This is a genomic window from Nitrospirillum amazonense (assembly GCF_007828035.1).
In the GTDB taxonomy this organism is placed as follows: Bacteria; Pseudomonadota; Alphaproteobacteria; order Azospirillales; family Azospirillaceae; genus Nitrospirillum; species Nitrospirillum amazonense.
Genome location: NZ_VITV01000011.1, coordinates 92072 through 111416 on the forward strand (window position 1 = coordinate 92072; position 19345 = coordinate 111416).

Genomic DNA, 19345 nt, shown 5'->3' on the forward strand with positions numbered 1-19345 from the left:
TCAGCTGGCGGCCGGCTTGCGACGGCTGCGCGACGGCTTCGCCGCATCCTCGGCGGGGGCGGCGACAGGCTCAGCCACCGGGGCCTCGGCCTTCGCTTTTTTGGGTGCCGCCTTGGCCTTCGGCGCGGATGTCTCAGGCGCGGGCGCCTCGGCCACCGGCTCAGGCGCCTTTTCGGCCTTGGGCGCCGCCTTCTTCGCGGCGGGCTTCTTGGCCGGCGCGGCCGCCGGAGCGTCCATTGGGGCGTCCGGGGCGTTGGGGTCGACACCCAGCGCCGTCAGCAGCGGCGTCAGCTGGGCCACGAACGGCTTCCAGCGGCCTATGCTGCTGCGGAAGATGGGCTGGCGCACCTGGTTCAGGCTGGCGGTGCGGATGGTGCGCTGGGTCTTGTGGAAGTCCAGGACAGCGGAATCCCAGTTCAGTCCGATGGCCTCGATCAGGCGGCGGGATTGGCCTTCCTGGTCGTCCACGACGTCCTCGTACCGCACTTCAATGAAACGGTCGGAGGGCAGCACGGCGCGCCAATGGTCCATCAGCCGTTCATAGGCGCGGTAGAACTGCCCCAACTCCGCCAGGTCATACGTAAACAGCTGCTCACGGGTGAACAGCTTGGTGTAGCAGGACAGGCAAGTGTCCACCGGGTCGCGGCGCACATGGATGATGCGGGCGTCAGGCAGGGCCAGGTTGATCAGGCCGGCGAACAGGAAGTTGGACGGCATCTTGTCCACGACCTTGCGGCGACCGCCCGCCAGGGGGCGGATGAAGTCCAGGTAGCGCTGGCCCAGGCCGCCGGTGATCTCCGGCGTGAGGTGAGCGGCGATCTGGGGATACGGGCCCAACTGGTTCACCAAGTTGTTGAAGGCCGACAGCTCGCCAGCGGCGGCCACCTGGGGATGGCTGGCCAGGATCTGCTCGATCAGGGTGGTGCCGGAACGTGGCATGCCCAGCACGAACACCGCCTGGTCGCTGCCCGCCAGGCTGGACCTGGCCTTCTTGAAGGCATCGGCCGGGAAGGACGCCGCGATGTCGCCCATCCAGCGGCCGGTGGCGGCGGCATCATAGGCAAAGGTCGCGCGCTTCTGACGGTTGCCTTCGTTCAGGTAGCCGAAGGCGCGGTCGGCGTCGCCGATGTCCATCCACGCCTTGCCCAGGGCGAAGTTCAAGGCGGTGCGGTCGGTCTGCGACTGCACAGGGTCGGGACCGTACAGCAGCGCTTCCATCTTGGTCACGGCCGGGTCGCCGGCCTGGAAGCGGTGCAGGTCCGACATGTTGAACCATGCGGAAGCGGAGCGTGGGAACTGCGCCACCACCTGTTCGAAGGCGGCCTTGGCCTCGGCCTTGTCGCCGCGTTCCATCAGCAGGACGCCGCGGTTGATCAAGGCCTTTTCGGGGGCGAAGCCCAGGGTCTTGGACGCGCGATCGAAGGCGGCCAGCGCCTCGTCATGCTGCCCCAGGGCCTGCAGCACCTCGCCCAGGACGTTCTGCGCTTCGCCATTGTCGGCTTGCTGCGCCACGGCGCGGCGGGCGTCGGCCAAGGCTTCCTCCAGCCGCTCCAGATGGCGCAGGGCCGTGGCGCGCACGGTCAGGGCGCCGGCATGCAGCGGGGCGTAGCTCAGCAGCGCGTCGATCCAGCGCAGCGCGTCCTCATTGCGGTTGCGGCCCAGTTCCACCGCCGCCGCGTTGATGTAGGCGTCCGACAGGCGCGGGTTCAGGTCGATGGCCTTGCGCGCCGCGGCCAGGGCCTCGTCCGGGCGGCCCAGGTCGTTCAGCAGGTTGGCCAGGTTGCTCTGCGCCTCGGCATAGGCCGGGGCCAGGTTCAGGGCGTATTCGTAACGCTGGCGGGCTTGGTCCAGCCGGCCCATGCGCTTCAGCGTGTTGCCCAGGTTGTTGTGCGCCTCGGCATAATTGGGCTGCAGCGCCACCACTCGCTCCAGGCAGGTCAGGCTGTCTTCCAGCTTGCCGGCTTCCTGCAGGATGATGCCCAGGTTGTTCCAACCGGCCACCAGGGCGTTGTCCATGGTGACGGCGCGGCGGGCGGCCACCTCGGCCTCGGCCAGCAGGCCCCGCTGGCGCAGCATCTCACCCAGGTTGCTGAGGTAGACCGCCGGCACGCGCGGCGCCTGACAGGCGCGGCGCAGATGGTCGATCGCCAGGTCCAGATTGCCGTAGGCGTGGGCCATCAGCCCCATCAGGTGCAGGGCGTCCGACTGCCCCGGCCACAGCGCCAACACATGCTGGCACAACCGTTCGGCCTGGTCGGCCTGGCCGGCGTTCCAATGGGCGTGGGCCTGGCCCAGCGCCTGCTCAACGGTCATGGTGGTCTGCGGTTGAGTGTTCATGGCTTCACAGCGCTTTTCAGGAGTGGGTCAGGGCGGATGGCTTACGGGGTGCGCTTGGGCGGCGCCGGCAGGGCCTTCAGCGCCGCGGCCAGGCCGCTCAGCTGCACGGGGATGTCGACGGCGGCCTTGTCACCATTGATATAACGCACCGCCAGGACTTTGCCGCCGGTGAAGTGGTCCAACACCTTGCCGTCCTCAAGGTCGGCCGCGGCGACGCACCCGCCTTGCTGGCAGGCGTCGAAGGGCAGGGACAAGGGCTTGTCCTGGTCCACCACCAGGGTGATGCCCGGCTGCAGCAGGACGCCCAGGGGCGTCGCCAGGATCAGGCGCGGCTTGCCGTCGGGGCCGAGATAGCCCACGCGGACATGCAGCATCATGACGTTCTGTGGCGTGGCGATGGCAAACTGCTCGACATAGCAGATTTCGGCGCCGGCGTCGGTCTTGGCGCAGCTCTTGGACCACAGCGGGCCCGGCGCCTTGGTCACCTCGGGGCCTTTGCCGGCGGCCGGACCGTTGGCAGGGGCGGGAACGGCAGGGGCAGGAACGGACGTCGCCGGCGGGGGTGTCTTCACCGGCTCCGCCGCCACGGTGGCGGTGGCCACCCCGGTGTACGCCGCCAACACGCCGGCCGTCATCGCGACCAACGCCGCCCTCGCCACTATGCTCATCTCGGTACTCCGGCCCCTGCAAGTATGCGGTCTAACCGCTTATAGAATGAAATGGCGGCTTCCCGCCATGTCCTAACTATCGCCCACAGCCTATACGGAAGGACGATAAGGGACTAACCAACAGGGCGATAACAAGGTCAAGCTCTCAAAAGCTTTTTTTGCGCCATTTAGAGGGTGGGCGGCGGTGTCGGCGGTAGACCCGGGGAAATGGTCCCCCTACCTCTGATCAATTCTGATGAAAAATGAGCGACTGTCTGTAAATGGCAAGTGGCTTTTCACGCTTTGGCCAAATCTGTGCGAACCTGACGTCCAAGTGATTCGTTCACATCTCGGCTACATGCGCTGAGACGAACCTCCGCGCTGTCAAAACGCCCAGGTGGCACGCAGGATGCCGGCGTGCGTCTGATAATCCCGGCGGTATTCCCCGCTGTATTCCAGGCGCAAGCTGACGCTGTCGCCCTGGCGCAGGGTGGCGCCCACACCGATGGCGACACCGTCAGCGCTGACCTGGGCCGTGGTGCTGGCGAAAGCCACGCCGGCCAGCACGCCCGTGGTGGCGACGGGGCCGTTCAGGTAATCGTGCACCCAGGCCACGCGCAGTTCCGGCACCAGGGCGCCCAGCCCCGTATTGAATTGGGTGGCCATCGTCGCCCCCAGCTCTTGGGTGATGTTGCTGGTCACCAGCGCGTCCACTGCCAGGTCGGCCACGCCCGCGTCGTGTTCCTGGTATCCGTGGTTGGTCAGGCGCACGGCCCGCAGGCTGTATTGCGGCGTCAGGGTGAAGGTCTCCGTCAGCGGCAGGTCATAGCCCACCGTCAGCTTGCCCAGGTACTGCTCCCCCCCATAGTTGGCGTTGGCGCGCGCGCCCAGGAAATCGATCCAGCGGCGCTGGTCGTAATGGTTGTAGCCGAAGCTGACCTGGCCGGCGACGGACAGCCGCTGGTCGGCGATGTCCGGCCGCCAGACGCCGTAGGCCGTCAGTTGATAGCTGCCCGCCCGCGTCAGGCTGTTTGCCGATACCCCCTGACCCACGGCCGCGCTGTTCAGCCAGCTGAAAGCCAGGCCAGCCATCACCTGGTCATCGGCATACCAGTCCGCGCCCAGTACCAGACCGGCGCTGCTCGCGCGATACCCGGCCGCATCCGCGCTATTGGCGCGCAGGGCGCCACCGCCCAGGATTTCCCCCCAAATAGCACCCTGCTCTACGCCGGAACCGGCCGAGGCGCCGGTGCCAGCCATCAGGCCCGCCACCGTCTGCTGGTGCTGGCTGATGGCCGTGGTGGTGGGCGCCGTCATGGACAGGGTCATCTGCGGCGTCGTCTGGTTGGGCGCAAGCTGCGCCACCGCCAGCCGTTGCGCCGTGACCGGCAGGCCGGACAGGGGCGTCAGCACCGCCGCCTGGAAGGCCGCGGCCGCACCGCCGCCGCTGGCGGCGATGGCATCCAGCGCCGTGCCGGCCCCCATGGCCGCCCCACCCTGGGCCAGGCCCACCGCGGCATAGCGGGAACCAACGGGGGACGTCGGGTTGGTCGTGCCGCCACCGGTGCCCGTTCCACCCGTGTTTCCCGTTCCGCCATTCGTTCCCCCGGTGTCGGTCCCGCCCCCGGTCGACCCGCCGGTATTCCCGCCACCTGTACTCCCACCCGTGTTGCCGCCTGTATTGCCGCCCGTGTTCCCACCCGTACTGCCACCTGTATTGCCACCCGTGTTCCCACCCGTACTGCCGCCTGTATTGCCACCCGTGTTCCCGCCCGTGGTGCCAGTGCTGGCGGTGCTCAGGGTCAGCACCAGCTGGGTGTGGCCCCCGCTGGTCATGGTGGAACTTGTCACCGTGTAGCCGGCGGCTGCCAGGGACAGGGTACCGGTGTTGAGCCCACCACCCGCCGACACGATGGTGTAGCTACCGGCCGGCAGCGCCCCGCCGGCCGTGGGCTTCAGCGTCACCGATCCGCCGTCCAGGCTGGCGCTGCCGCTGATCACCAGGCTGCCGTAGCTGCTGGTGGAGGCGACACCGATCACCAGACCACCGCCCGTCTGGCTGTAACTGCCCGTGATGTTGATGGCACTGTTGACCAGCAGGGTGGCGCCGCTGTTGACCACGCCATGCGTGCCAACGTCCAGATGGTCGTTCAGCAGCAGCGTGCCGGAAATGAAGCGCACGTCGGCCAAGCGGCTGGTGATGGACCCCAGCCGCCCGCCTGCCCCGGTCAGCGTGCCGGGAGCATCGTCCGTGCCCCCGCTGACCACCAGGGGGTTGGCTGACTGGTTCACGATGTCACCGGCGATGATGCCGCTGTTGGCCAAGGTGCCCAGGGCGCCGGTGGCCGCGATATACAAGGCCGTGGCACCACCGGCGGTGTTGGTGAGCGTTCCGGAGATGTCCAGCTTGTCCAGACCGCCCCCGACATAGTCGTTGCCGGCCACGGCCAGCAGATCGGTACCGCTGGCGGCGCCTGTGGCCGACAGGCCGGCAACACCACTGGTGACCGTGGCACCCGCGTAGCTGGACCCCACCCCGCCGTGGATCAGGGTGACGCTGTCGCCCACCTGGTAATTGCCCCCGGCGTTCACCCCGGCGGAAACCACGCCGCCCGTCACCATGGCCGCATCGCTGACGCTCAGCACGTTGCCGGCGGCGGCCAGGGTGCCCGCCGCCTGGGTGTAGGCGCCGGTGATGGCCACGTCGCGGGACAGGGCGATGTTGGCGCCGCCGTTGACCACGGTGTGGCCAGCGGCGTCGATAACGTCGCCCAGGCTGAGGTCACCGGCGGCGAAGATCAGGTTGCTGAGGCTGTTGTGGATGATGCCGCCGGCGAGCGTCCCCACCGTGCCGCCACCGCCGCCCGTCACCACCAGGTCGTTGGCGCTGGCGTTCACCACATCTCCCAGGATGGCGCCGGTGTTCGCCAGGGTGCCCAGGCTGCCGGCCGGCGTTATCATCACCGCGGTGGCGGCCGACAACACCCCGCTGTTGGCCAGGGTGCCCAGGGTGCCGCCGATATAGTCGCTGACCAGCGTCAGCACCAGGTCGGATGCGGCCCCGCTGGTGGTTGTGCCAAGGGTGGCGGTGAAGCCGCTGGCCGCAGCGGTCAGGCCCGTGGCGGTCAGGCTGCCGGCCGCCACGATGGTGTAGCTGTCGCCCGCCAGCAGGTTGGATCCGGCCATCGCCGCCACGGCCACGGTGCCGCCCGTCAGGCTGGCCGCCCCGTTGACGACCAATCCACCCACGGAGGCCCCGCCGATGCCCGCCGCCAGGGTGCCGCCCGTCTGAACATAGTTGCCGGTCACGCTGACGATGCTGGCCAGCAGCACCGACGCCCCGCTGTTGACCAGCGTGTGTCCAGTCACGTCCACCGCGTCATTCAGCAGCAGGCTGCCGGTCGGCAGCACCACGTCGGCGCCGGTGCTGACGATGGCCCCTTGCGCGCCGGCCAGCCCCGTCAGGGTGCCCATGGCGCCACTGGGACCGCCATTGATGCTGAGCGCGTTGGGCGAGGCGTTGATGATCCGCCCCGCAATCACGCCGCTGTTGCCGACGGCGCCGATGCTGCCGCTGGTGTATAGCGCTGTCGCCCCGGTGATCAGGCCACTGTTGGTTACGGTGCCGATGGTGCCCGTGTTGTAGAGGCCGCGCGTCACGCCGCTGAGGGTACCTTGGTTGCTGAGCAGGCCGACGGCGCCGAGGTTGGCGACGCCCGCCACGGTGCCCACCAGGGCGCCGGTATTGCCGGCGGTGCCCACGCTGCCCGTGGCCGCGATGTGGACAGCCGTGGCGGCCGTGATCATACCGGCGTTCTCCAGCGCGGGCAGGGCACCGCCGACATAGTCGTTGGTGGCCGTGGCCACGAGGTCCACCCGCCCGCCGATGGTCATCGCCACCGCAGCCACCGACAGGCCGGTGACGCCGACGTCCACCGCCACGCCGCCATAGCGCGACGCCATGCCACCCGCAACCAAGGTGCCCGCGACCCCTCCCGCCATCCGGTTGGCGGTGGCGGACAGGCTGGCCGTCACCGTGCCGCCGCTCAGCAGCGCCGCTTCGGTCACCACCAGGGTGTTGCCGCCCAGCGCCAGAACGCCACCGGTCTGGCTGTAGCCGCCGGTGATGGTCAGCGTGCCGCCCAGCGCGACGGTGGCGCCGATGTTGGCCACCGTGTGTCCGGTGGCGTCGATGGCGTCGTTCAGCAGCAGGGCGCCACCGGCCAGGACCACATCGCCGCCGCTGCGCAGCAGTCCCGGGCCGCCCGCCAGGCCGGTCAGTGTGCCGATCGCCCCCCCGAGGCCACCGGCGATGGTCAGGGCATGGGTGGTGGCATTGACGATGGTGCCGGCGATCACCCCGCTGTTGACCACGGTGTCCAGCGTGCCGGCACCGTAGATCGCGTAGGCCGTCCCCTGCAGGGTGCCGCTGTTGTTCAGAGTGGCCAGGCTGCCGGTCGCCGCGATATGGACGGCCGTGACGGCCGCCAGCGTGCCGGTGTTGGCCAGTGAGCCCTGGGCATCGCCGATGTAATCATTGGCCGCCACCGCCAGCAGATCGGTTCCGCCCGCCCGGCCCGCCAAGGCAAGGCCCGCCACGCCGCTGGCGACGGTGACGCCGGCATAGCTGGATCCGGTGCCGCCCTGGACCAACGTACCCACGGTATCGCCCACCCGATAGGTGGCCGTGGGCGCGGGCGATGTCATGACCGTGCCGCCGCTGATCAGGGCGGCACCGCCGACCACCAGCCGGGCGGCGACGGTGGCCAGGTCCAGCCCGCCTTGCGCCTGGGCATAGGCCCCGGTGACACTGACCACCGTATCCAGCACCACGGTGGCACCGGCGTTCACCAGGGTGTGGCCGCCGACATCCACGCCATCGTTCAGCAGCAGGCGCCCGCCGCCCAGCACCACGTTGGCCAGCGTACTGGATACCATGGCCTGGCCGCCGTTGGTGCCGGTGTAGGTGCCGAGGACAGCCCCGCCCGCCAGCGTCAGGGGGGCCGACGACAGGTTCACGATATTGCCGATGATGGTGCCTTGGTTGATCAGCCCGGCCAGGGTGGCGCCGCTGTTCAACCGCAGGGCGGTGGGCCCGATGATGGTGCCGCTGTTGCTGACCGTCCCCGTGGTGCCTGAAAGATCGAACGCGAACTCCGTGCCGCTGATCAGCCCGCTGTTGGTCACCTGGCCCAGGCTGGCGGCGTTGGCGATGGCCTTGTAGCCGCTGATGGTGCCGCTGTTGTCCAGCACGGCCAGGGTGCCCTGGCCGTTATAGATGGCCTCCCCCCGGCTGCTGGTCAGGGTACCGCTGTTGCTGAGCGTGCCCACGGTGCCGGCGTTCACCAGGCCGTCGCTGCGCCCGATGATGGTGCCGCTGTTGATGACGCTGTCCAGCATGCCCGCATTGTCCAGGCCGGTGAGCAGGGCGTAGATGGTGGCGCCGTTGTCCACCTGGCCGATCCATCCCCGGTTGGTCAGGCCGGCCTGGGTGCCGCCGCTGAGGGTACCGGTGTTGACCAGTGTGGTGATGCTGCCATCGTTCCACAGGCCGGCCTGGCCGGCGATCAGGCCGCTGTTGTTAAACAGGCCGACGCCGCCCACGGTGTGGACATAGAGGGCGGTGCTGGCGGCGTTGATGATGCCCGCATTGTCCAGGCGGCCGACCGTGCCCTGGTTCATCAGGGCGATGACGGGCCCCTCGATGGTGCCGGTGTTGCCCAGGCGGCCCATTGTGCCGAGGTTGACCACGCCGCCGGAAAAGCCGCTGATGACCCCGCCATTGAGAAAGGTACCGATGCTGCCGGCGTTCAACAGGGCATGCTGTCCGAAACCGATGCCGTCGCCGATCCGCCCCTGGTTCACCAGCGTGCCGATGCTGCCGCCATTGTAAAAGGCCGTGGAATTCGCGCTTAGGCCGCCGCTAGCGGTGATGGTCAGGCTGGCGATGGTGCCTTCGTTGCGCAGCGCTGTGGCGGCGCCCTGGATCGTGCCGCTGTCGATCAGCGCGCCGATGCCGCCCTGGTTCAGCACGCCAAAGGTACCGGTCAGCGTGCCGTCATTGGTCAGGGTGGCGATGGTGCCGGTGTTGGCGATACCCGCCACCGTGCCGCCCGCCACGGTGGCCGTGCCGGTGATCAGCAAGGAGCCCAGCGTGCCAGCGTTGGCATAGCCGATGGTGGCCCCGGTGAGCGTGACATCCTGCGCCCGCGCCGCCCCCGCCGCCAGCGCGGCACCCAGCGCCAGCAAGGAGGACCCGCCCTTCAGCAGTCGCGCCGCCGTGCCCGTATTAAGCCCCATATGGCCCTCCCCGCCTTGATCTGGGCGCACCCTTGAGCGGGCGCCGCCCCTTTCAAGCGTGCCGGGGTTGGCCTTGGCCTGTGACCAAACGGTGACCAGCGGGCGCGAAACGGAGGGTGCTCAACAAACCTGCGTCTTTTCCATCACTTGTCCCTACCTGGGTATTTTGGACAGCGGCGGATGGGCAGGCCGGAATCCCCCGTCAAAACCCCACGGCCGCCGCCGCCATGACCTGGGCGAAGGGCCCGCCCAGCGTCAGGTTGTGGTGGTGGATGATGGCGCCCGCGGGCAGGGCCGGCGTGTCGATCGTCGTATGGGCGTCGCCGGCCAGCACGGCCTCGAAGCCCAAATCACGGGCGGCGCGGCAGGAGGCATCGACGCAATATTCCGTCTTCATGCCAGACAGCACCACGCGCCCGATGCCGTGGTCGCGCAGCAGGGCCGCCAGTTCCGTACCGGCGAACACGCTGGGCCGCGACTTGCGCACCACCAGGTCGCCGGCCTGGGGCGCCAGCTGTTCCACAAGCTGCCAATCGGCGGAGCCCGGGGCGGCGCGCGACCCTTCCGGGCCGTCATGCTGGACCAGGACCACCATGCCGCCGGCCTTGCGGGCGCGATCGGCCATGTCCTGGATGCGCACAACCACGCCGGCGCCGCCATGGGGCGGCACGGGGCCATGCACCAGGCCCACCTGCATGTCGAGAACGATGAGGGCGGAGGAGGAACGACGGGAGTGTTGGGGTCTCATGAGGGATCTCCGTTCGGGTTCTGGAACGGAGGCGCCTTTGGCCATCTCCCCCGTCCCGTTAGGGCGGGGGTTGCGGAACGACCTGGCTTTACGCCGACAAGCCCATCCCGCACCGCCCGCCGATGGCGGTGGTGGTGATGGTTTTGACAGTCAGGGCGAAGAAGGCGTTCATGGCCGGCACCATGCAGGGGGGTGAGGGCCGCAGTCAAGCCCCCTTATCCAACGTCCCTGCCCTCACCGGAAACGTGCCACCAACTCCGCCAGTCGTTCACAGTCGGCGGCCAAGTGGCGGTCGTTCAGGTTGGTGACGCCCAGCAGCAGGCCGGCTTCACATGCGCCTTCGGCCACGTACCAGGGCGACAGCGGCACCGGGGCCATGCCGAAGGCCAGGGCCTGGTTGGCGATGGCGATATCATTAGTGCCCGGGGGCAGCGACACCACCACCGACAGGCCGGCCGTGGCCCGCACCGGCAGCAGGCCCTCCAGGGCGCGCAGCAGCGCGGCCCGCCGGGCGGCGTAGAGCCGCTTCATCCGCCGCAGGTGGCGCAGGTAGTGCCCCTCCGCCAGGAAGGCGGCGACGGCCCGTTGCACCGGGGCCGCCGGCGCGGGCGACAGGCAGGCGGCCACGTCGCCGAAATGGCCGGCCAGGGCGGCCGGCACCACCAGGAAGCCAAGGCGCAGGGCCGGGCTGATGGTCTTGCTGAAGGTGCCGGCGTGCAGCACGCGGGCGTCGCCGCCCGCCGCGTGGTCCACCGCCGCCAGGGCCGGTGCTGCCCGACCGGCCAGTTGCAGCTCGCTCAGATAATCATCCTCCAGCACCCAGGCGCCGGCGTGGCGGGCCCAATCCAGCAGGGCGATGCGGCGGGCCAGCGACAGCGCCATGCCCAGGGGCGCCTGCTGCCCCGGCGTTACCACGGCCAGGGCGGCGTCACGGGCCGCAGCCACCCCGGCGGCCACGTCCAGCCCCTGGCCATCCACCGGCACGGGCACAGGCCGCATCCCGGCCAGCGTCAGGGCTGTGCGGGTCAGCGGGAAGCCCGGTTCCTCCATCCACGCCGCCCTGCCCTCCAGCCCCAGGGCGCGGACGACCAAGTTGAGGGCCCCGGCATAGCCGTTGGTCACCAGCACCTGGCCCGGCGCGCATTGGATCCCGCGGGCGATCGCGAGATAGGCGGCGATCGCGTGCCGCAGCTCGGGATGGCCGCGCGGGTCGGGATAGCCCACCGGCGCCTGGGCCGCCTTGCGCGCCGCCCGGGCCAGGGCGCGGGACCACTGGGTATAGGGGAAGGCGTCCTGGGCCGGGACGCCCATCTGGAAGGCCAGCGGCATGCCCTCGAAATCATGGAAGAAGGCCGCCATGGGCAAGGTCTCCGCCGGCGGCGGCACCGGCGGCAGGTCGGGCACCGGCCAGCGCGCCACCCGGGTGCCGGCCGCCCCCAAGCCCACCACCAGCTGCTCATCCATCAGTCTTTCATACGCCACCCGCACGGTGCCGCGCGCCACGCCCAGCTGGGCCGCCAGATCGCGCCAGGACGGCAGGCGGGCGCCGGCGGCTAGGCGGCCGCCCAGGATGGCCTGACGCAGGGCGCCGTGGATCTGGGCCGCCAGCGGCATCGCCGCCGTACGGTCCAGGACGATGGAAAGGTCGGTGTCCATGGACCATCATGGTACAGCCTTTTTGATAATTCTTGGTCCTGTTTCCTGATCCATGCCGGGCGCATCTTCTTGTCAACGGCCCCCGCCGCCCAACCCGACAGACAGCTATAAGGAAACGGATCATGACCCTGCGTCTCGACTACGCCAACGCCTCCCCCGCCGGCATGAAAGCCTTGGGCGGTGTCTACGGCTACCTCACGCAAAGCGGCCTGCCCGCCCAGCTGGTGGACCTGGTCTACCTGCGCGTCTCGCAGATCAACGGCTGCGCCTACTGCATCGACATGCATTCCCGCGACCTGCTGAAGGGCGGACTGGACGTGGAAAAGCTGGTGCTGGTCCCAGCCTGGCATGAGGCCGGCGCCCTGTTCACGGAGCAGGAGCAGGCGGCCCTGCGCTGGGCGGAGACGGTGACCCGCGTGGCCGAGACCGCCGTGCCGGACGCGGAGTTCCAGGCCGCCCGCGCGCAGTTCAGCGACAAGGAGCTGGCCGACCTTACCATCGCCATCGGCTTGATGAACGCCTACAACCGCATGGCCATCAGCTTCCGCGCCGTGCCGGCCGCCGCCAAGGTTTGAACAGTCCCAGATACCAACGGCCGGGCCGCCCACCGCCCGGCTGTTGCCGTTCCTGGCGCAATGGAAGGACAGAGATCCCTATACAGCCCGGTATTAGTTCCTTCTCGTCAACAGTGATGTGGGGCCTGGGCGATAGTCCCGGCCATGCGACGGCGCTATTGAAGATGGGTGGGCAGTACCGCCCCAATCGCCCGGAGCCCGTCCCGCATGAAGACCCTGTACCAGACCCGCGCCATCGCCACTGGCGGTCGCACCGGCACGGTGCGGACGGCGGACGGCGGCCTGGACGTGACCCTGGCGGCCCCGCGCGAATTGGGCGGCAAGGGCGGTGACGGCAACACGCCGGAGCAACTGTTCGCCGCCGGCTACGCCGCCTGCTTCCTCGGCGCTTTGAAGTCCGTTGCCGCCGGCCGCAAGGTCAAGCTGGCGGACGACAGCACCGTCAGCGCGGAGGTCGGCATCGGCAAGCGCGACGATGGCCAGGGCTATGGTCTGGACGTGGCGCTGACCATCAGCCTGCCAGGCGTGGACCCGGACGTGGCCAAGGATCTGGTGCAGCAGGCCCACATCGCCTGCCCCTATTCCCACGCCACCCGCAACGGCCTAAACGTCCGGCTGGACCTGTTCTGACTCAGCAAATCAGGGCGATCGTCCCTACCCTCTCGCGGTAGCCGAGTTGCCGCGCCTACCATCCGATACAACTTCGATGGTGTGCAAAGCCGCCACGAGGCTTGACCAGGCCGGGAGTTGGGAAATGATCATCGACGCCGATGGCTGGGCAGTGGATCCCAAGGTGACGCGCAAGCCGTTCCCAAATCTCAATCATGGGAAAATGGCGGTTATCAATGGGATAATAGTCCATCAGACAGCATCCCCCACCGCCGAAGCCACGTTTAATAGCTATGGCGGGGCAAACCCGAATGGCGCCCATTTCCTGATCGATAAAGATGGGACACTATATCAGACCGCGTCCATCAAATGGAAACTGTGGCACGTCGGCAAATTAAAACCACGTTGCGTTCTGGAGAACACCTGCCCCGCCACGGAAGTTGATCTGATCGTAGGCAACAAATACTCAAATATCAACGAAGTGGAGAAGGAGAAGCCATTCCCGGAGCGCTTTCCCATGAATGACGACTCCATCGGCATAGAGATCGTTTCCATGGAGATAAAGAACGGACTTAGCACATCGACCTTCGAGCCGTGCACGGATGCACAAAACAAATCACTGCACTGGCTCGTGGACAGCTTCAAAGCCGTTCTGAAATATCCAACAGTCGAAATATATCGCCACCCCGACGTTTCATACAAAAACAAGCACGAAGCGGAGACGGCAGCATGGTAAACAGGCTTAGCCATGTCCTGGTCGCGACCATGGTGATATCGCCGCAAATCGCCACTGCCAAGGTCAAGACGATCGACATCAAGTCCGTGTCCGTGGAGACGAAGGGCTTATTCGAGGGTGCTGAAAAAGATAAAGTGTATACGCCGAATTGCGACACCCAGGAATTGTCGGATGATAGTGCCTTGAAATGGTTCAGGAAATCCCACGAAGAGCCTGGATACGATTTCAATGAGAAGGCGACAGTGACAGGCTGTGTCTTCAAGGGCCACTTAACAACACGCGACGGCAGGACTCTCGAGTGGAAACTCGATATTGGGGGAACGGGCTACATATTGCTGTCCGAAAAGGACAATAATGTCCTGCAGCTCATTGGCCCTGAAATTCCCAAGTAACTTCGCCTGACACTACATCTCCACTCCGCGCGCCCAGGGCATGGTCATGAAGCGCTGGCGCAGGAATTCGATCATCACCCGCACCCGCGCCGGCCGTACCCGGCGGGGTGGTGTCAGCATGTTGACGGGGATGGAGGGCACCGTCCAGTCGGCCAGCACCTCTTCCAGCCGGCCGTCCTCCAGTTCCCGCCAGACGAAGGATTCCGGCAACACGGTAATGCCCATGCCGGCCACCAGCGCCGGAACGGCGGCCAAGCCGTTGTTGACGTGGAAACGGCCCGTGACCGGCACGACCAGACTGCCATGCTCCGGATGCTGGAAACGCCAGTGGGCATGGTCGGGAACGTGGGAAAAGAGCAGCGCTTCGTGCCCTTCAAGATCCCGGGGATGGGCCGGCCTGCCGCGACGCTCGAAATAGGCGGGTGACGCCACGACGGGCAGCCGGAAGGAGAACAGCCGGCTGATCAGCAGGGAGGAATCAGCCGCCGCCCCCACGCGTACCGCCAGGTCATAGCCCTCGGCCACCATGTCGATGGCATCGTCGGTCAGGTGCAGGTCGACGCCCACCTCCGGATACTTGGCGATGAAGTCCGGAATGACCGGCGCCAGGTGTTCCAAGCCAAAGGTGATGGTCACGGCGATCTTGACGGTGCCGCGCGGCGTCGCCGCCTCTTCCGAGATGTCTTCCTCGATGGCGGCGCCGTCGCTGAGGATGCGGCTGGCCCGTGTCAGGGCTGAGCGGCCACTTTCCGTCAGGGACAGCTGCCGTGTGGTCCGGTGCAGCAGCGTGGTGCGCATGCGCTCCTCCAGCCGGGTGATGATCTTGGACACCGTGGTCTTGGACAGGCCCAGATCCTCGGCAGCGGCGGAGAACGACCCCCGCTCCACCACCTTGGCGAAGACGGCCCAGGCCTCGAAATCCGGCAAATGCGGCATCAGCTATCCCCAAATGGCAACAGTGCGTTCCTGGGAACGCATGATTAGGGGCCAAAACGCCCCGCAGCCCCCACATTAGTCGCTTTTCTTCATCAATGAAGTGCCGGCGCGCTGTCTTATCCGCAGGGCCGCCCCACAGTACACCTAAGCCATCAATTCCGGGGGCTGTCCCCCCCGCCCCGCCTTCCCAACCAGCGCCGCGTTCCAGACGCCGGGCTCATGCCCGGACAGCCGGAGGTTTGCCCGATGACCATCCTACCCCCCCTGGCCATCCGCCCCCTGATCTCCGCCCTGCTGCCCCGCGACCGCCTGTCCATGGGCCTAGCCCTGGCCCATGAGGTGTCGGCCTTGAGCCTAAGCCTGCATGCCGTTTCATTCACCGCCAGCGAGGCGGCGCTGCGCGAGGTCAACCAGATGCTGGGCGTCGCCGTCCTGTTGCTGGCCCTGGCCCGCTTGGCCCTGGGCCGCAGCAGTGCCACCCCCTTCCCGCTGCTGCAGGGCGCCACCCAGGCGCTGATGGTGCTGGTGCCCCTGTTTGGCGGCGGCGCCGCCCTGGGCTCTCTGGCTGAACTCGGCAGCGTGCAGCATCCGCTGCGCATGGACGTGCCGGATTTCCTGATGTGGGCCGACCATCCCCGCCTGCTGCTGGCGGCCCTGCTGCAGCGCCTGCAGGTGGCCGCTGCCGCCACCCTGCTGTTGCTCGTTCCCTGCCGGTTGGCCGGTGGATGGCTGGCGACCGCGCACGCCCGGGCGTGACACGCCCTGACAAGCCCCTTTCAAGGACTTTTCGCACCAGATGGCGTCCGCCCTAGCGGACCGGGCCCAAGGGAGCTGCGGAGCGCATTCCCTGCGATGCACCAGCCGCATGCCCGCGGCGCAAAACAAATGCGCCACTTACATCCTTTTGGCGGCAAAATAACATTCATTATCAATGCATGTTTTTAGGTGAGTGATGGATGAGCCGCTGATCGCCACCCTAGTCTCCCAATTCTACGCCCGGGTGCGCCGCGATCCCGATTTGGGGCCGGTGTTCAACCACGCCATCCGCGACTGGGACCACCATCTGGAAACCCTGACCGCCTTCTGGTCCGCGCTGCTGCTGTCGCCGGAGCGGCAGGCCGGTCCGCGCTACAAGGGCAACCCCATGGCTGCCCACCTGAAGCATCTGGAACGCCTAACCCCCGCCCTGTTCGACCGCTGGCTCGCCCTGTGGTCGCAGGCCACGGCCGACGTGCTGCCGCCGGACGCCGCCGCCGATGCCCTGGCCAAGGCCGCCCGCATCGCCACCAGCCTGCAACTGGGCCTCTTCTACCGCCCGGCTGCCTGAACCGCCTTCCCCGCTTCTTCGGCCCCGCCCGAGGAAATTGATGGCGGCGACACCCCTTCCCGCCATCAGTGACTGGCCACCCCACCCCTGGCCCCCCATCCAGGTGACGGCTAGGGGTGGGGGCTTTTTTCCCAAACGGCGGCCGTAAGAAATTCCCCGCGTTCCGGACTACCTTGTCATCACTGATGCCAAGGGATGGGTCATGGACGGCGGGCAGGACAGCCGGGACACGCGATACCAGCAGGCGGTCGCCCAGTTCGGCCCGGCGCTGGAGCGATTGGCCCGCGCCTATGAGCGCGACCCCGACCTGGCGCGCGACCTGCTGCAAGACATCCACCTGGCCCTGTGGCGCAGCCTGGACAGTTTCGACGGGCGCGCGGCCCTGCGCACCTGGGTGTTCCGCCTGGCCCACAACACCGGGGCCACCCACACCCTGCGCCAACGCCGCTCACGCCCTGGCAAGCCGGTCAGCCTGGAAGAGCTGGATGGCCTCGCCGCCCCTGACAACCCCGAACAGATGGCCGACCGGCAACAGACCCTGAACCGGCTATATGACCTGATCCGCCGGCTGAAGGCCCCGGACCAGCAGGTGATGCTGTTGTACCTGGAAGGTGAGGACGGGGCCGCCATCGGCGAGGTCACCGGCCTTTCGCCTGGCGCCGTCACCACCAAGATCCACCGCGCCAAGGCCGTGCTGGCCCGGCATTTCCAACCCGCGCCCACGCAGAAGGGAGGCCCGAAATGACGGCCGATCCCGCCGACACCCTGCAAGCCTTGTGGCAAACCCAGGAACAGGAGATTCCGCCCGTGACCCTCGACGAAATCCGCGCCAAGGCCGCCGCCTTCGAACGCAAGATCCGCCGCCGCAACCTGCGGGAATACATCGGGACCGCCGTCGCGGCCGCGATCTTCGCGTCCTACATCTGGCTGTTCCCCGGCTGGATGATCAAGCTGGGCAGCGCGCTGACCATCCTCGCCTTGGGCTGGACCATGTGGCGGTTGCAGCAGCGGGGCAATGCGCGGGCTGCCGGGGGCGACGCCCGGACGGTGGTCGATGCCTACCGCGACGCCCTGGTCCGCCAGTACCGGGGCGCAGCCGCCTTCTGCCGCCGCGACCTTCCCCTGTTCCTGCCCGGGCTGATCCTGATCTATGTCGGCCGCTATCGGCAGGATCATGCCGGCGGACGGCCGCTGGACCTCGACCATACCTTCATCATCCTGGGCGGCGTCATCGGCCTGCTGATGTTGGCCATCGTCGTGCTGGTTAGCCTGCTTGGCGCGGCACGTCTGCAGAACCAGATCAACGAGCTGGACCGGATGCTCAGGGGCTAAGGTCCGCCTGCCGGTCCGCACCCGGATTCAACAAGGCCCCTTGGCCTGAAGCCGGGACCACCCCTTAAAATCGGAAACGTCCCCATACCATCGTGGATAGGAACGTTTCCGATTTCAGCGTCAGCTCAATGCGCGCCCGCCCCGCCGCCGCTGGTCTTCTTCATCATCAGGGCGGCCAGCAGGGCCAGCACCAGGGCGCCACCCATGAGGTAGAAGGCGTCGCTGTAGGCCAGCAGGAAGGATTGCAGCTTCACCGACTTGCCGATGGCCTGCACCGCCTGGTTCCAGGCGAGGTCGGGATCGACGCCGCCCACCGACAGGAAGCGTTCCTGCAATTCCTGGATGCGGTCGGCCGTCGCCTCGCTGAAGCCCGTCACATGGGTGGTGATGACGGTGGAGTGGAACTGTTCCCGCTTGGTCAGGATGGTCTGCAGGCCGGCGATGCCGACCGAGCCGCCCAGGTTGCGCATCATGTTGAACAGGGCGGAGGCGGAGCCGGCGTTCTCACGCTCGATGCCGCCAGTGGCCAGCGCCGACAGGGGCGTCATCACCAGGGACTGGCCCACGGCGCGGACCACGTTGGGCAGGACCAGCTGGTCGGCGGCGTAGTCCTTGGACAAATGGATGTTCAGGAAGCAGCTGGCGGCGAAGAGGACGAAGCCCACGCCCACTAGGATACGGGCATCGACCTTCTTCATCAGAAAGGGCACGAAGGGGATGATGACCAACTGCGGAAAGCCAGTCCAGGCCAGCACCTCACCCACCTGTTCCGAGTTATAGCCCTGCATCTGCGACAGGTAGCTGGGCAGCAGGAAGACCGACCCATAGAGCGCCATGCCTAGGATGATGTTGCTGACGCTGCCCAGGCCGAAATTGCGACGGGTCAGCAGCCGCAGGTTCAGCAGCGGGTTGGCCACCGTCAGCTCGATCCACAGGAAGGCGCCCAGCGACAGCACCGCCACCACCGACAGCTTCACGATGAAGGGGGAGCCGAACCAGTCGTCCTTGTTGCCTTCCTCCAGCACCGTCTGCAGGGCGGCCAGGCCGATGGCCAGGGTGGCAATGCCGGGCCAATCCCCCTTCTTCAGCAACGACAGCTTCATGGGGGCCGACGGCAGGGTGGGGAACAGGGCCGCCAGCATGACGGCACCCGGTGCCACGTTGACGTAGAAGATGTACTGCCAGCCGTAGGTCTGGGTCAGGTAGCCGCCGATGGTGGGGCCGATGGCGGGCGCGAAGGTGGCGGATATGGCGAACAGCGCAAGGCCGATGGGCTGCTTCGACCGGGGCAGCATCGTCAGGGTGATGGTGAAGGCCAGCGGAATGAGCACGCCGCCGAAGAAGCCCTGCAGGGCGCGCAGCAGAATCATCTGCTGCAGGTTGCCGGCGAAGGCGCAGGCCACCGACAGCACCAGGAACAGGGCCGTGTTGGCCAGCAGGTAACGGCGCAGCGAGAACACCGGCACCAGAAAGCCGGTGAGGGGGATGACCACGATCTCCGCCACCAGGTAGGAGGTGGAGATCCAGCCGCCGTCGTCGATGCCGGCGCCGATGGCGCCCTGGATGTCGGGCAGAGAGGCGTTGGTGATCTGGATGTTCAGCACCGCCATGAAGGCACCGATCATCGACCCCACCACAGCCAACCAGGTCTTGAAGCTGGTGGGCGCTTCAGCCCCGGCGGGCGCCGCCTGTGATACTGCGTTTGCCATGACCCTCACTCCTGGACGTGGCGGGTTGAGCGGGACGGGCC

15 protein-coding genes are annotated in these 19345 nt (G+C 67.7%); 8 read left to right on the forward strand and 7 right to left on the reverse strand.

Annotated features, from left to right (window positions below; all coding sequences use genetic code 11):
- The 5 genes from FBZ87_RS24190 to pdxR form a co-directional block, all read right to left on the reverse strand.
- Nucleotides 1-2337, reverse strand: coding sequence for a tetratricopeptide repeat-containing sulfotransferase family protein (locus tag FBZ87_RS24190; RefSeq protein ID WP_145613158.1), 2337 nt, complete (start codon nt 2335-2337; stop codon nt 1-3).
- Between the two features lie 41 nt (nt 2338-2378).
- Nucleotides 2379-3005, reverse strand: a complete 627-nt coding sequence (locus tag FBZ87_RS24195; RefSeq protein WP_246134569.1) for an invasion associated locus B family protein — start codon at nt 3003-3005, stop codon at nt 2379-2381.
- Nucleotides 3006-3368: 363 nt separating this feature from the next.
- Nucleotides 3369-9284 (reverse strand): autotransporter outer membrane beta-barrel domain-containing protein, encoded by a 5916-nt coding sequence (locus FBZ87_RS24200; RefSeq protein WP_145613159.1) that lies wholly within the window; start codon nt 9282-9284, stop codon nt 3369-3371.
- A gap of 202 nt (nt 9285-9486) precedes the next feature.
- The gene (locus FBZ87_RS24205) at nt 9487-10032 is read right to left on the reverse strand and encodes a cysteine hydrolase family protein (protein WP_145613160.1); all 546 of its coding nucleotides are present in this window, start codon (nt 10030-10032) and stop codon (nt 9487-9489) included.
- Between the two features lie 234 nt (nt 10033-10266).
- On the reverse strand, nt 10267-11688 hold the full coding sequence (gene pdxR, locus FBZ87_RS24210; RefSeq protein WP_145613161.1) for a MocR-like pyridoxine biosynthesis transcription factor PdxR: 1422 nt from the start codon (nt 11686-11688) through the stop codon (nt 10267-10269).
- Nucleotides 11689-11810: 122 nt separating this feature from the next.
- On the opposite strand from pdxR, the gene FBZ87_RS24215 reads away from it, so the two are divergent.
- From FBZ87_RS24215 to FBZ87_RS24230, 4 genes are all read left to right on the forward strand, one after another.
- Entirely contained in the window at nt 11811-12263 is a 453-nt protein-coding gene (locus FBZ87_RS24215; protein ID WP_145613162.1) for a carboxymuconolactone decarboxylase family protein, read from the forward strand.
- Between the two features lie 207 nt (nt 12264-12470).
- Nucleotides 12471-12893: an organic hydroperoxide resistance protein gene (locus tag FBZ87_RS24220; RefSeq protein WP_145613163.1), complete on the forward strand. Its 423-nt coding sequence runs from the start codon at nt 12471-12473 to the stop codon at nt 12891-12893.
- Nucleotides 12894-13017: 124 nt separating this feature from the next.
- Entirely contained in the window at nt 13018-13608 is a 591-nt protein-coding gene (locus tag FBZ87_RS24225; RefSeq protein ID WP_145613164.1) for a peptidoglycan recognition protein family protein, read from the forward strand.
- Nucleotides 13602-14000, forward strand: coding sequence for a hypothetical protein (locus FBZ87_RS24230; RefSeq protein ID WP_145613165.1), 399 nt, complete (start codon nt 13602-13604; stop codon nt 13998-14000). The genes FBZ87_RS24225 and FBZ87_RS24230 overlap by 7 nt, the downstream gene beginning before the upstream one ends.
- A 12-nt stretch (nt 14001-14012) precedes the next feature.
- Here the strand turns inward: FBZ87_RS24230 and FBZ87_RS24235 are convergent, their stop codons facing one another.
- Nucleotides 14013-14936, reverse strand: coding sequence for a LysR family transcriptional regulator (locus tag FBZ87_RS24235; protein WP_145613166.1), 924 nt, complete (start codon nt 14934-14936; stop codon nt 14013-14015).
- Between the two features lie 246 nt (nt 14937-15182).
- Here FBZ87_RS24235 and FBZ87_RS24240 point away from each other — a divergent pair, with 246 nt between their 5' ends.
- The 4 genes from FBZ87_RS24240 to FBZ87_RS24255 all read left to right on the forward strand — a co-directional run bounded on the left by FBZ87_RS24240 (nt 15183) and on the right by FBZ87_RS24255 (nt 17595).
- Nucleotides 15183-15692 (forward strand): hypothetical protein, encoded by a 510-nt coding sequence (locus FBZ87_RS24240; RefSeq protein WP_145613167.1) that lies wholly within the window; start codon nt 15183-15185, stop codon nt 15690-15692.
- 196 nt (nt 15693-15888) lie between these two features.
- Nucleotides 15889-16263 carry a group III truncated hemoglobin gene (locus FBZ87_RS24245; RefSeq protein WP_145613168.1) on the forward strand — a complete coding sequence of 125 codons (375 nt, stop codon included), beginning with the start codon at nt 15889-15891 and terminating at the stop codon, nt 16261-16263.
- A gap of 202 nt (nt 16264-16465) precedes the next feature.
- On the forward strand, nt 16466-17008 hold the full coding sequence (locus FBZ87_RS24250) for an RNA polymerase sigma factor (RefSeq protein WP_145613169.1): 543 nt from the start codon (nt 16466-16468) through the stop codon (nt 17006-17008).
- A complete protein-coding gene (locus FBZ87_RS24255; protein ID WP_145613170.1) occupies nt 17005-17595 on the forward strand; it encodes a hypothetical protein in 591 nt (196 codons plus the stop codon). Before FBZ87_RS24250 ends, FBZ87_RS24255 begins: the two co-directional genes overlap by 4 nt.
- Before the next feature lie 125 nt (nt 17596-17720).
- Here FBZ87_RS24255 and FBZ87_RS24260 read toward each other — a convergent pair whose 3' ends face one another.
- The gene (locus FBZ87_RS24260) at nt 17721-19304 is read right to left on the reverse strand and encodes an MDR family MFS transporter (RefSeq protein WP_145613171.1); all 1584 of its coding nucleotides are present in this window, start codon (nt 19302-19304) and stop codon (nt 17721-17723) included.
- Nucleotides 19305-19345: the final 41 nt, after the last annotated feature.

Bases quoted from the DNA above. Each gene is read 5' to 3' on its own strand.
- FBZ87_RS24190 (WP_145613158.1), bottom strand. From the start codon at position 2,337: ATGAACACTCAACCGCAGACCACCATGACCGTTGAGCAGGCGCTGGGC.
- FBZ87_RS24195 (WP_246134569.1), bottom strand. From the start codon at position 3,005: ATGAGCATAGTGGCGAGGGCGGCGTTGGTCGCGATGACGGCCGGCGTG.
- FBZ87_RS24200 (WP_145613159.1), bottom strand. From the start codon at position 9,284: ATGGGGCTTAATACGGGCACGGCGGCGCGACTGCTGAAGGGCGGGTCC.
- FBZ87_RS24205 (WP_145613160.1), bottom strand. From the start codon at position 10,032: ATGAGACCCCAACACTCCCGTCGTTCCTCCTCCGCCCTCATCGTTCTC.
- pdxR (WP_145613161.1), bottom strand. From the start codon at position 11,688: ATGGACACCGACCTTTCCATCGTCCTGGACCGTACGGCGGCGATGCCG.
- FBZ87_RS24215 (WP_145613162.1), top strand. From the start codon at position 11,811: ATGACCCTGCGTCTCGACTACGCCAACGCCTCCCCCGCCGGCATGAAA.
- FBZ87_RS24220 (WP_145613163.1), top strand. From the start codon at position 12,471: ATGAAGACCCTGTACCAGACCCGCGCCATCGCCACTGGCGGTCGCACC.
- FBZ87_RS24225 (WP_145613164.1), top strand. From the start codon at position 13,018: ATGATCATCGACGCCGATGGCTGGGCAGTGGATCCCAAGGTGACGCGC.
- FBZ87_RS24230 (WP_145613165.1), top strand. From the start codon at position 13,602: ATGGTAAACAGGCTTAGCCATGTCCTGGTCGCGACCATGGTGATATCG.
- FBZ87_RS24235 (WP_145613166.1), bottom strand. From the start codon at position 14,936: ATGCCGCATTTGCCGGATTTCGAGGCCTGGGCCGTCTTCGCCAAGGTG.
- FBZ87_RS24240 (WP_145613167.1), top strand. From the start codon at position 15,183: ATGACCATCCTACCCCCCCTGGCCATCCGCCCCCTGATCTCCGCCCTG.
- FBZ87_RS24245 (WP_145613168.1), top strand. From the start codon at position 15,889: ATGGATGAGCCGCTGATCGCCACCCTAGTCTCCCAATTCTACGCCCGG.
- FBZ87_RS24250 (WP_145613169.1), top strand. From the start codon at position 16,466: ATGGACGGCGGGCAGGACAGCCGGGACACGCGATACCAGCAGGCGGTC.
- FBZ87_RS24255 (WP_145613170.1), top strand. From the start codon at position 17,005: ATGACGGCCGATCCCGCCGACACCCTGCAAGCCTTGTGGCAAACCCAG.
- FBZ87_RS24260 (WP_145613171.1), bottom strand. From the start codon at position 19,304: ATGGCAAACGCAGTATCACAGGCGGCGCCCGCCGGGGCTGAAGCGCCC.